At 44.3% G+C, this 12,562-nt stretch carries 11 protein-coding genes and 1 tRNA gene; 5 read left to right on the top strand and 7 right to left on the bottom strand.

The features are described 5' to 3' along the window. Position 1 precedes the first annotated feature (1 nt). The 4 genes from grdB to L4D79_RS06270 all read left to right on the top strand — a co-directional run bounded on the left by grdB (position 2) and on the right by L4D79_RS06270 (position 4,356). Positions 2–1,300: a glycine reductase complex selenoprotein B gene (gene grdB / locus L4D79_RS06285; protein WP_428648846.1), complete on the top strand. Its 1,299-nt coding sequence runs from the start codon at positions 2–4 to the stop codon at positions 1,298–1,300. Positions 1,301–1,713: 413 nt separating this feature from the next. Continuing rightward, positions 1,714–2,121 carry a FixH family protein gene (locus tag L4D79_RS06280; protein WP_428648843.1) on the top strand — a complete coding sequence of 136 codons (408 nt, stop codon included), beginning with the start codon at positions 1,714–1,716 and terminating at the stop codon, positions 2,119–2,121. Beyond that, positions 2,093–3,382, top strand: a complete 1,290-nt coding sequence (locus L4D79_RS06275; RefSeq protein ID WP_428648840.1) for a cytochrome-c peroxidase — start codon at positions 2,093–2,095, stop codon at positions 3,380–3,382. Before L4D79_RS06280 ends, L4D79_RS06275 begins: the two co-directional genes overlap by 29 nt. After that, positions 3,379–4,356 (top strand): hypothetical protein, encoded by a 978-nt coding sequence (locus tag L4D79_RS06270; RefSeq protein WP_428648839.1) that lies wholly within the window; start codon positions 3,379–3,381, stop codon positions 4,354–4,356. Before L4D79_RS06275 ends, L4D79_RS06270 begins: the two co-directional genes overlap by 4 nt. 46 nt (positions 4,357–4,402) lie before the next feature. Here the strand turns inward: L4D79_RS06270 and L4D79_RS06265 are convergent, their stop codons facing one another. The 7 genes from L4D79_RS06265 to L4D79_RS06235 all read right to left on the bottom strand — a co-directional run bounded on the left by L4D79_RS06265 (position 4,403) and on the right by L4D79_RS06235 (position 12,057). Next, positions 4,403–4,888: a VOC family protein gene (locus tag L4D79_RS06265; RefSeq protein WP_428648837.1), complete on the bottom strand. Its 486-nt coding sequence runs from the start codon at positions 4,886–4,888 to the stop codon at positions 4,403–4,405. 292 nt (positions 4,889–5,180) lie between these two features. After that, on the bottom strand, positions 5,181–5,477 hold the full coding sequence (locus L4D79_RS06260; RefSeq protein WP_428648835.1) for a hypothetical protein: 297 nt from the start codon (positions 5,475–5,477) through the stop codon (positions 5,181–5,183). A 146-nt stretch (positions 5,478–5,623) separates the two neighbouring features. Continuing rightward, a complete protein-coding gene (locus L4D79_RS06255; RefSeq protein WP_428648832.1) occupies positions 5,624–6,544 on the bottom strand; it encodes a LysR family transcriptional regulator in 921 nt (306 codons plus the stop codon). A gap of 177 nt (positions 6,545–6,721) precedes the next feature. Continuing rightward, entirely contained in the window at positions 6,722–7,993 is a 1,272-nt protein-coding gene (gene gntH / locus L4D79_RS06250) for a guanitoxin biosynthesis MBL fold metallo-hydrolase GntH (protein WP_428648830.1), read from the bottom strand. Positions 7,994–8,162: 169 nt separating this feature from the next. Then, complete coding sequence (locus L4D79_RS06245) at positions 8,163–9,686, bottom strand: hypothetical protein (protein WP_428648827.1); 1,524 nt, start codon at positions 9,684–9,686, stop codon at positions 8,163–8,165. Between the two features lie 103 nt (positions 9,687–9,789). Then, positions 9,790–11,313: a bifunctional metallophosphatase/5'-nucleotidase gene (locus L4D79_RS06240; RefSeq protein WP_428651718.1), complete on the bottom strand. Its 1,524-nt coding sequence runs from the start codon at positions 11,311–11,313 to the stop codon at positions 9,790–9,792. Positions 11,314–11,613: 300 nt separating this feature from the next. Continuing rightward, positions 11,614–12,057, bottom strand: a complete 444-nt coding sequence (locus tag L4D79_RS06235) for a GrdX family protein (RefSeq protein ID WP_428648825.1) — start codon at positions 12,055–12,057, stop codon at positions 11,614–11,616. 345 nt (positions 12,058–12,402) lie between these two features. Here L4D79_RS06235 and L4D79_RS06230 point away from each other — a divergent pair. Further along, a tRNA-Sec gene (locus L4D79_RS06230) sits at positions 12,403–12,494 on the top strand. Positions 12,495–12,562 lie beyond the last annotated feature (68 nt).

Raw genomic sequence — 12,562 nt, 5'->3', positions numbered from 1 at the left:
AATGACAATTAAAGTCGTATATTACTTAAACCAGTTCTTCGCCCAGAAAGGCGGTGAAGAGATGGCCCACATTCCTATGGAAGTGGTTGAAGGTACTGTTGGTGTGGGCACGCAAGTGAACACCATGCTGCAGGACAAAGCGGAAGTGACTCATACCATTATCTGTGGTGACTCTTACTTCAATGAAAATGAAAGCCTATGTTGCCATGGCCTGCAGGAAATTCTGGCTCAGCTAAAGCCTGATCTTGTGGTTGCGGGCCCAGCCTTCAACGCCGGCCGTTATGGTATGGCTTGTGGTACGGTGGCAAAAGTGGCGCACGAGATGGGTATTACCACCATTTCTGGCATGTACATCGAAAACCCAGGCTACGAGCTTTTCCGCCAGTATGCTTACATGGTCGAAACGGGCAATAGCGCAGCAAGTATGCGTAAAGCTATTCCTGCTATGGTTAAAATGATTAACCGTTTCATCGACACTGAAGGTGAAATGGGCTCCCCTGAAGAAGCAGGCTACATGCCGCGCGGTATCCGTGTTAACTTCTTTGCAGAAAAGCGTGGTTCAGAGCGTGCAGTCGATTTGCTTATCAATAAGCTTTCGGGCGATGGGTTTACGACAGAATACCCAATGCCGGTATTTGACCGTGTTGAGCCTCAGCCGCCGGTTGAAATGCTGAGCACCGCAAAATTCGCGCTAGTGACATCGGGTGGTGTTGTGCCTAAGGGCAACCCAGATCATATCGAATCCTCTAGTGCGTCTAAGTACGGTGAGTACAGTATCCAAGGGTTGGAAGAGGTGAGTGAAGATACTCACGAAACCGCTCACGGTGGTTATGACCCAGTGGCATGTAACCAAAACCCTAATCGCGTATTGCCTGTCGATGTATTGCGTGACATGGAACGTGAAGGCGTTATCGGTAGTCTGCATGATATTTTCTACACCACGGTAGGTAACGGTACTGCGGTAGCGAAAGCCAAAGAATATGGCGCAGAGATCGCGATGAAACTGCAGAAGGCCGGGGTGACCGCCGCTATCTTTACCTCCACTTGAGGCACTTGCACACGTTGCGGCGCAACGATGGTCAAAGAAATCGAGAAAGTTATGCCTGTAGTTCACATTGCAACTGTTGTTCCTATTTCGAAAACAGTCGGTGCGAACCGTATTATTCCTGCTGTCGCTATTCCTCACCCGCTGGGTGATCCGAAAATGCAGCCGAAGGAAGAAAAATACATGCGTCGTCAATTAGTTGAAAAGGCACTGAGTGCACTTCAAACTAAGATTGATGACCAAACGGTATTTTAAGTCGAGCCTTGTGTAATTGCCCAATTACATGAGACCAAGCCAGCCGGAAACGGCTGGCTTTTTTTATTTTTCAGTAAATCCGAAATGTAATAAAGAAAATCATTTGTGAACTTGGTTATATAACCGCTTTTAGATTATGGTTATTAAGGGGCTTTTGACTAAAAGGCTATGCATGTGTGATTGACTTTCTTTATTTTGTGATGCCGGTTCATAAAGAATAAATTGCAGCGAAAATGAGATAATTCTCAATGGCAAATTTTTCCACTTATAGATTAAAAATATCATGAGCCAACCTTAAATATTTAATTGTGTGTTGTTTGTTTTATTAATCATTTAGTCAATATCTAGGGTTGGAAAATCATAGGAAAAGATAAGTTTTAACAACAAGATTATTTTATAAGGTCAATATATTTATGGTTAGGTCTCAATGGCTCATGATTGTCCTTGGTTTATTTTTGCATAATGCGTTTGCGGCACCACTAATGAAAATTGAAGCGGTGAGTGAGTTCGGTTGGTTGGCGCAGAGTGTACAGCCAACGACAGAATTGGAGCTTCCAATAAACCAGATACATAGTTGGCACTTGATAATAACAGATGGCAACGGTATCGCAGCAGATTGCAGTCCACAGCAGGTGAGTGGAGGAATGCCTGCCCATAGGCACGGCTTACCCACTCAACCGCAATGGCATCGAGATACAGAGGCGGGGCGGTATCGAGTGGATGGGTTGAAATTTCAAATGCCAGGGTTATGGCAAGTGATCGTATCATGTAAGGACGATAGAGAGCGTAACCATGAATTTATCTTTGAGTTTATGCTTTAAGGCGGTCACTTTTTTATCACTGTGCGCGGTAGTTATTGGGTGCCTTGATGAAGAGCTTACTTCCCGCCATCAATGGAGCCCGGCAGAATTAAAGCAATTACAGTCACTGCATTTAGCCAGTCTCCCTAAAGTGACTGATCCCGGTAATATGTATGTAGACAATGACGCTGCCGCAGAGCTGGGGAAAAAATTGTTCTTCTCCCCTCTGCTTAGCCAAAACGGGGATACCTCTTGCGCCCACTGCCATCAACCTAAGCACTATTTCACCTCCGGTAAGCCTGTTGATGGAAAGCGTAATACACCGACTGTCGTTGGTGCCGCAGCCTTTACTTGGCAGTTCTGGGATGGCCGGGCTGATAGCCTATGGTCTCAGGCACTATTTCCGCTAGAAGACCCAACAGAACATGCGCTGACCCGACTTGAGGCGGTTAATATTGTTCTTAACCATTTTTTAGAAGACTTTATTAGCGTGTTTGGAGAAACATCCGCACTAACATGGTTCCTCCAGCAGCGAATAGAACGGCCAGAGCAAGGCTCTACGATACAAACACCCTCTGCGGATAGTCACGGAGATTGGGAGGCGTTAAGTGAAGAGCAACGAACGAAGGTAAACCAGCTTTTTACCTCCATCGGAAAAGCGCTCGCCGCTTATCAGGCTCGCCTTATGCCTGAGATCTCTCGGTTTGATCGGTATGTTGATGCGGTCGTGGAGGAGGATTTTGAATCGGCAAGCCAATACTTAAGCGCTGCCGAAGAGGCGGGTCTCCGCATTTTTATTAGTGAACGGGGGGGGTGCGTACGTTGTCACAATGGCCCGATGTTTTCCAATGGTGATTTTACAGCAACCGCCGTTCCTAAGAGTATTGATGATGAAGGACGACTCGCTGCTATTGCACAAATAACGTCCGGAGAGTTTAACTGTTTAAGCCAGTATGCCGATAGGCAGGGTAGAAATTGTGATGAGCTAACCTATTTAAAAACAAAGGGAGAAGAGTTACGCCATGCCTTTAAAGTGCCATCATTAAGGAATATCACTTTGACCGCTCCCTACATGCACAATGGCTCATTTACTCATCTCAGCGAGGTACTGGATTATTATAATCGTTCGCCTCGTAATGGATTAAACCATACGGAACTAGAGCCGCTTTACCTTTTCCCATTTCAACTTGAACAACTCGAACAATTTTTGTCATCACTTGAAAGTGGAATAGCCCCTTCATCTGTGTGGGGGCTAGCTCACAACAAGGAGAAAATAGAATGAAATTGATCTTACTCTTATTTTTTGGCTTATTTTCGTTACCAACGTGGGCCCATGTACGATGGTTTGTCAACTCGTCGGAGTATAAGGATGCCACTTTACCTGTTGATGTGTTGTTCGCCTCTATCTTAACGTTTGTTCTTGGATTTTGTATTATTGCATCCATTGTCACTCGAAGAGGCTTGTTAGGACCGGTCACATCAAACCCTGTAATGACAGATTCTTTTTTTTTCTGGCGTATATTAACCGTTGTGATGGCGTTATTTTTCATTCTTAATGTTGTACTTGGTGAATTTATTGCACCGAATCTGCAATTAAATACTGGCCAAGAAATGATTGGTATCTGTCTGCAAATTGCAGTGGCAACGGTTATGGTCTTTTCTGTCACAATAAGTGGCATTATAATACTGCTTATCGCGTTAGTATCGAGCATATTATTGCCATTTTCGGCTGCTGTTGATTATTTACCTGAACTGGTGGGAATTGGTGGCGCATTGGTACTTATAGGCCCCTATGTTTCACCGTTCGATAAAAAAATGTTCTCTGGTGTTGTGCAACAGCTGGGTGGAAGGCAATCTGCGGTGAATGTGTTGCGTATGATGCTGGGTTTACAGTTGCTGATATTGGGGCTTCACAATAAATTAATGCTGCCCGGCTTATCGCTTACTTTCCTCGATATGTACCCTTATTATAATTTTTTCCAATTATTCGGGTGGGAGAGTTTCACCAACCATCATTTTGTTTGGTTCGTGGGATTAAGTGAAGCGCTGCTTGGCTTGATGTTGATATTGGGGTTGGCCAACCGGTTAGTGGTGGGATTACTAGCAACGATTTTTCTTATCACAACCTATGTTGCAGGACCAAAAGATGTGATGGGCCACCTGCCTATCTTTGCAATTGCGTTCATTTTGCTGTGTGAGTCGGTGAATAGTACAGCTGGCGCGCAATCATCAAGAGTGAAAGATTGTAATGCCTAAACAAGTTGCGAGTAAGCCAGCCGGAAGCGGCTGGCTTTGATTAATATTACTCGTAATCAGACGCGTAGGTTTCTTCGTATGTGTGAGAGTAAAGCTCAAACAAGTTACCGAACGGGTCTTCTAGGTAAACCATTTTGGCTGGTTTGTTATCATCTTCTGGGTGGTAGCGCATGATATCCATACGTACTTTACCGCCGAACTTTTCTACTTTTTCGATAGTAGCCGCGAAGTCATCGGTCTGAAGACAGAAGTGGAAAATACCGAGGCGTGAGAAATCGACTTCGTGACGCTCTTGGCGTTCTTTCATTTCAAACAGCTCAACTCCGATGCCATCTGTTGTTACTAGGTGAGCAATGTTAAAGCCTTTGAAGCCTTCGCCGAAAACAGCGATACACATTCTACCAATAGCAGTTTCACGCTCTTCAACAACTTTGGTGTTACCCATAACGATTTTTAGGCCTAGAGCATTGGTATAAAACTCAACTGCTTTATCCATATCGCCGACCATGATACCTACGTGATTCATTTTCATAATTTGCTCCAGACTCTGATGATTGTTGCGTGATTCGTTTTGATGGGATGAGTATATGTAATAATTACTATCAATTTAAATTATCAAAAATTATAAATATGATAATTTATATTTATCAGAATGAAGGGGGAGGGAGATGATGGTTAATGGACAGGAGGCACGGCAATGGCGACAATCGGAAGGTGTATCAAGGAAAAGCAAAGCGCTGAGTTATCATGACTCACGCTAGGAAGCACCCATTTACCGGGCGCTTTCTAAATAAATTTAACCGAGTAGGTTGAATGGTACTCCGCTAAGTTCTTCGGTACTTAGCTTTTCGTAGCAAGATCTTTTCTAAATCTTGAATGGCGGTAGATAGCTTGATACCACTGGCTATTAACCCGTGTTCGTGGAATAGAACAGAAGGGATCCGCTTCAAGTTATACTTGTAACAATCCGCTGCCGTTGTGATGACGACCTCTACACCGGCGATCTCAATATCATGCATCCAGTTCAGTTGATGCTCTGAACAAACAACAGTCACTCGGCCTACTTGCTCCGCCAGGCAAGTACTGTCATAGATCGAGTGTTGAGGCTGTATATTAGACATGCCATCCCTTTAAAATCGTGTACTTGGGTATCATTATTCTACTGTCTTTTTAATAAGTTAAAGTTAGAGTTCTGTCATTTGATGACGTGTTGGTTGCAAGTGTGCATAAACGTAGCCGACGACTCTGAGTCACTGCTTCCTATTACCTATGTACTAAAAATGGTTGCGATAGCTTGTTGAATTTCTTGGCATAGCGGGTTTTCCCGGTGTATGCGTAAGCATACTCCACGTATTTCAATATACTTGAGGTCGCGTCGAACCGTTGGCAGTGGCGCAGTTATTAGAAACGGGTAGGATTGCTCTATTACTGAACTACCGACCATGATGGCATTTGATTGTTGTAGTAAATAGCATGCCGTTTTTAGGTTGTCGGTACGAAGTAGTATTTTGGGTGTGAAGCCCCTTCGAGTGAATTCTTTCGATGCGTTATCTGAGGTTTCATTTATACCTTCAAGCAGAAGTTGAATTAAGGGATATCGATTTACATGCTCCCAATGAATCGTACCTTCTATGCGGCTAAGAGGGTGTTCTTTTCTGAACATGAGCATGTTTTTTACTTGATGTAGAAGCGGAGTATGACATTCTGATGGGAAAGGGTATCCACTAAATTGGAGCCCATAGTTTATATCGCCGCTGAAAAACTGTTCGATACTATTCACATTCCATGCGTGGAGTGTGATTTTTGCAAATGGAAAAGCGTTAAACAGCACTTTAACCAATTTGTCGCCATAAAGTTCAAGCAGGTAAGGGTTAAAGGCAATTCGGATAGCGCCTCTATAGGACTCTCGGTCAAAAGAGGAGTGTTTGGTAATCACCTCTTCGATTGGTGTTAGCATATGTTGGCTTGCCATTGCTAATTCATAAGCTAGCTCAGATGGCTGGATTCCATGAGGTTGACGGATAAATAAACTATCGCCAAACAGCTCTTTGAGTTTACTCAACGCGCGGCTGACGCTTGTCGGCGATATTCCTAAATACTGGGCAGAACGTTGAACGCTTTTAGTTTCAACCAACACCGATAAAATACGTAACAGGTTAAGATCTAGTTTATTGAGATCAATCTCCATGAATACATACCTCATTGCTCGCGTGTCATTAGGGGCTGTTGACCCTAGGGCAGCGTTTGTTGGTTTTTTCTACTGCGTGATCGGCTTCTCATACAGGCCCGTCATTACTACTGTAGCAAGAATAAGTGAAACCGTTGGCAGTAACTGCCAACGGTTAGTTGGGTTTAAGCGTCGAAATTAATGATGTTCTGAGTGATTTCTATCTAACCTGGTATCAGAAATCCATGAAGGGGTTAGCCCTTCTGTGGGTTTAGGAGCGTAGGTAAGTTGAGCATCACTTTCTGGAGAAGGCTCTGCCCATGCTAATTGGTCGGTTCTTGCCATTCGAGTGACGATTTGTTCTTTAGTTACGTTAATAACCATCAAATCTTGAGCAATGGCGACGGGACCTGAGTAGGTTTGACTTAATCCTTTAAAAGCGCCATCAATCGTATCTTCATTTGTAAAGAAGTGAGTTCCAACGCCTAATACGGGTTCGGCAAGGGTAAATATTTTGCCAAGTTCTTCTGGGGAGGTGTGCTTATGTACGATATTCTCAGCAACCTCCAGTGGCATTGCATTTTTTTCAGAGAATGTGGGCGCATCAATAAACAATTCGTGGATGAATACGTCTACGCCTTTTGCCATTTCAGCTTCATGTGTTGTTGGTTCACTATCACCGGTGAAGGCCATTGAAAGTCCGTTCCACTCTAAGCGATAGCCTACAGCACCTTCTAAGATATGATCGACTGGGAACGCATAGATATCGACGTCGTTTTCTGAATAGACTAATTGCTTAGGTTGAGCCGGACTGAATTTCGAATAATCGAATTCATGTGCTTTGAGCTGCATACCTTCTTGTGCGGCGATGCCTGTTTTACTGAGAATATGCCAAGCAGCAGCACTTTCGACATGTTTAACGAACGACTTAATACCCAGTTCGGGTTTATGACCTGAAGATCCCCAGACATGCAATGGTGTATTTCGCCCCCATCCCATGGAGTCCCACAAGTTAAAGATCCCGCCAACATGATCTAAATGAAGGTGGGTAATAAAGACTTTATCTAATGATGAGTGAGGCAGTCCAAGGCTCCATAACGCAGGTACTGTGCCGCCTCCAATATCAAAAATGAAGTTGTCACCATTTCCGAGCTCGACTAGCCAACTTGTTGAGGCCTGCCCAAGTCGAACGGGTGGGTTACCAGAACCAATTGTCGTGATTCGCATTTCATCAGGATGGATAGGCTCGTGTCCTGCAATATAATGCTCTGAATATTCGCGATGGTCACCTGGTTGTTTCTTCACTATGTTATGTTTAGTCAGAGGTTTACCACACAGTGGAACAGGATAGCCAGCTTCGGTGTAACTACATTCTCTCGGAAATCTAAAGTCGAGAGGAGATTCAGCAAGTACTGGTGCCGTAATGATTGAAGTAAATGCAAGAGTGACGAATTTAGATGTGTATTTCATGGTTTGTTCCTAGTACAAAGAATGAAGAGCCATCCTTGATGTGACTTAACTCTGCCATAAGTAACTGGGAACATTATTCCGGTTATCGAAGTGCTTTAATATGAAATCCAGATATCCATATTTGCTAGAACAACTAAGAGGCATACGTCGGCAAGCGGACTAACCCTGTTTACTTCTGGATACTCAAGGTATATACCTCAATCCAGTGAACGAGTTGTTTAACGGAATGCCATTCTAGGTATTCTTTCTCGTTTAGTTTGGCTTGATTCTCTTTATTTTCCAGATAAGCACCTGAAAAATTATACAGATACCTGAAAATACTGATCCACAGTATAAGCTGGCCGTGGCTGATTTTCTGGCGGTGTGAAGACGGTAGCCAAGCATCAAAGTGATGCCAGAAATGAGAGTGCCAGTCGGGGCGGGTTGGCACAGTACTCTGTAATGTTGTTTTCTTCGCTGAACTGGTTTGGGTTAGCACTCCTAGCCCTAACAGCCAATTTTCGTTTTGGTAACGATGAGGAAACTGATACCACTTTTCATGCCACCAACTTAGGGTTCGCTTACTGCTTGGTGTTGCAGGCTGTGATGAGGGTGGCTCATTGCAACGAAAAGCGTGCAGGTAATATAGATTCACTTTTCCATCAGTATGGTTTTGTTTAACTTGCTCGGAAAAAGCGGTGATAGCTGCACCTCGAATAAAACTTTCATGCTCCAAGACTAAATCGATATCAATGCTATCAGGTAAACGCAGTCTAAGGTTTTGCATATGGGCATGGGCGGCATATACAGGGCGCAATAGTGTCCCTTCATTTGATTTGGCGTGCTCTTTTGTGCAGTAAGCAAGTTTGTCAAACTGCTGGCGTGACATGATTTTCTGATACGTGTGTTTTGCTGTCGTTAAGACATCCAACGACGGTGATATAGGCTGCTCAACCTCATCTAAAGTGTATTCACCATTGTGGTTGTTGCTGGATGTATTCGGTAACAGGTTATCGCTGATCAAAAACTGGTAACCCGTTTGGCTATCATTGGTGGTTAGCAGCCAGCAATCAAGGCCGTGATGTTTTGAACGAGTTAAACCAGAACGGCACCTGACTATGTGGCTATGGGTATGTAATGACAGTGAGTTTTGCCGTGTTAACCAATGTTGCTCATAGGTATGGCTTGCAACTTCAAGTAACTGGCTGAGAGTGTTTAACCGTTGATAGAACAACTTTTTGTTCCAGCCAGAACGAGGCAATAATTCGCTGGGTGGGCATCCCGATACCAGTAAGTCCAATAGTGGCTGAAGGCTGCTGGCAAGCTTGTTGGGATTAGTCAGGCTAGCAACAGTATGGCATTGGCTGCATTTCAGTCGTTGAGTACCAATGCGGGTTTTATCATAGCGTTTCCATTGGGCTTTTATTCGGGGTTGATCTTGTGTTCTGCTTTGGCTTTGGCTTTGGCTTTGGCTTTGGCCAGGACAGCGGCATTGTAGTGTAAACTTGGAGGTAGCCGTAGATCTTTGCTGGTGGATATAGCGGGTAAGCGCGCAGATAGGTTGATTGAGCAGTTTGGGCGGGTAAGCGCCACACTTCGGGCAGTAATATGCCGGATAACCTAAGCGTGTAGAAGGCGTGTAAAGGTTAAGATCAGGATTACCTAGGTTGTCGCAGCCAGAGGTTTTACAGCCGTTGTATTCGGTTCGAAACACACATCACCCGTGAATATGAAAAGAAATATAGGACGATGACTATCGCCCTATATACCCAAGCATCCTGACGATACTTGGGTATATTTCTATTTTAAAGCTTAAATTACTGGCTTACATCAATTTGACGGCCAAGCTCTGGCACCGATACGGTTTTTTGCTGTTTGAACGCGTCGATCAATACCTGCATGACCAAGTCACCATTTGATTCTTTTTTGCCTTCGGCGAAAACATGGTAGCCATCGCCGCCGCTTGCTGCATAGGAGTATGTCGCCACACGGTAGTTTTGGGCTGGGTCAACGGCTTCACCATTAATGGCAAGGCTTAACAAGCGTTGGTTTTCTGGCTTGGTGCTATCGTAGGTCGCCTCAATTCCTGCAAACTGAGCGAGACCATATGGTAGCGTATAGCTGTATTCAAGCAGCTCTTTTACCTGTGCGCCGGTCAAAGAGACAACGGTCAGAGTATCGGTGAACGGAAAGACGTTCATTACGTTTTCCATCGTTACCGGACCTTGATTGAGGTCAACACGAATACTGCCTGAGCTGATCATCGCGATATCGGCCTTGCCGGCGTCTTTCATCATGTCTGCAACCAGGTTACCGATATTGGATTCACGGTAATAACGACGGAAAGCGGTAGCATCGATAGTGGCCAGTTCTTCTGCAAGCTGTGGATACTGCTGGCGTGCGTTATCAATAAGCTGGCTTGTTTTTGGGTCTCGCGCTAACTTGTCAGATTCAACCGGGATCAGCTTGCCATCGAGTAACTTGACTGCATTCTTTTCAGTATCGATTTCAAACTTGGTGTAACCAAGGTATTTACCCTGACCGAAAGTTAGACCGATAACGGTACCCGTTTCAGGGTGAACAACAGGCTCCCATAAGCCGTGATCAGAGTGGCCGCCGAAGATAACATCAACCCCTTTTAGTTTGCCTGCCATCTCATAGTCTTCTTCGAAGCCGCGCTGAACCTCTGGATCGGCTTCTTTATCGGTTTGCATTGGGGCGGTTTTGTTCTGGTGAGTCAGGACTACAACCATATCGACTTCATCACGGATTTCATCAACCCAGTGTTGCGCGGTTTCTATTGGATCTTTAATGGTCAGGCCTTTGCGGTTGCCTTTCCACATAGTGTTGTAGAAGGCATCGATACCCATGACACCGACAACGCCGATTCGAACACCATCACGCTCCAAAATCGTGTAAGGCTGGGCAAATTGAACATCGCCATTTTCGTAAACAATGTTGGCATTCAGTACTGGGAAACGTGCGCGCGGCATGGTGTCACGTAGTGACTCCCAACCATATTCGAATTCGTGGTTGCCCAAGGTGATTACGTCGTAACCCATCGCGCTATAAAGGTCGAAAGAAAGTTTGCCGAGGGTTTTCTTAGACAGGGAGCCAGTATAAATATCACCAGCATCTAATAAGAAACTTGTACCTTCCTCTGCTTGGACTTGCTTGATAAGCGTTGCAAGGTAGGGGATGCCGCCAATTCGGCTTATGTCGTCATTCCAGAAGGCGTCGACGGGTTCATAGACACTTTCAATATCGTTAGTGTGAAGTAGCGTCACTTCTTTAATTTCGGCCAATGAAAGTGAAGAAAAACCAGCTAGAGATAGCATCATCGCCACCGCTAATGGCTTACGAGGGATCAGTGTCATAGTGTTGTGCTCGCAGTAGTTAATCGTTTGCTTGTTGGAGATGCTGCGACTTTAGTGATAATAACGGGCTATAAAGTTGATGAGTATCACACTGTGGAAGCCGGTATGAACGACCAACTAGAGAAGTTACCTTTTGAGTGGAGATGAGCAGCTAGGGTAATATGAAACGGAAGGAAGTCGTGAATGATGAAAGAGGCTGTTTTTCCGTCAGCCTCTTACCGAGTCATGGATGATGTTAGATCTGCTTTATTAAACTCTTTTCTATTAAACAACGGCAGCATGATACTCGGCAAATCGGATACCTAATGCGCTAAGGCTGGACTTGATCAGTTGTAGATCAATGAACTGGAAGTCGCTGTTTTGTTTCTCGGGAAACACCCGGTGAATATCGGCAGCGGTTAATGTCATGTGGTTTGGGTTAGGTTTGCACAAAATTTGGTAGCGCTCAATGGCTTGCTCTATGGTGTTGAGTGATTCCATGTCTAGGCCGTCTCGCTGGTTAAGCAATACAATACTCCGGTAAGGCGTTTCGTGGGGCTTAACGCTACCCGCTAAAGGATGGGAAACTAATCTTGCGCCGAGGTGAATTTTGTCACGGGCCAGAGTTAAGACATCCAGGATATGATCCCGGTGTGTGATGGTGACGTGGGGGGATAGGGCTGCAAGGCTCAAGTTGTTGCTGATAATTTCTAATCTGTCGTATCTCACGTTTAATCCATTATTTTTTGTTATATGACGCTGTATTATAATTTCATTCGCAATGCACAAATTTGATCTTGTTGGTTATTTTATCAAAAAATTAAACATTAAAATAAAGCTAATGCTTCAGATAAGATAATTTATAGGTAATGTTAATTGTCTGTAATTACTCTGTATTAAAAAGTGATAAAAGAGACAAAGTGAAAATAATAGAGAAAAGAGATAATGTTAACTGACGCACAGTTAAATACATTGTGTTGCATAATGTTTTCACTTTGCTCGCAAGCTCACACAACGACTACTTTAGGCTTTAACTAGATGATTAATATGGGTATATTAGACCCATCAAAACGCGGAAGTGGATGGGGTCTGGTGGCCCTCCCGGTCTTCAAAACCGACGTGAGCTGAATAGGCTTTGGCAGGTTCGATTCCTGCTCCTTCCGCCAACTCATTTCTAATAATTCGGAAATTATAAAACATCGAAAATTCGCATGTTTTATTCAGGGGTGAAAAA

The organism is Photobacterium satsumensis, from assembly GCF_050336935.1.
Lineage (GTDB): Bacteria > Pseudomonadota > Gammaproteobacteria > Enterobacterales > Vibrionaceae > Photobacterium > Photobacterium satsumensis.
The sequence above is the reverse complement of the archived record's forward strand: the minus strand, read 5'-3'. Positions and strand labels throughout refer to the sequence as shown.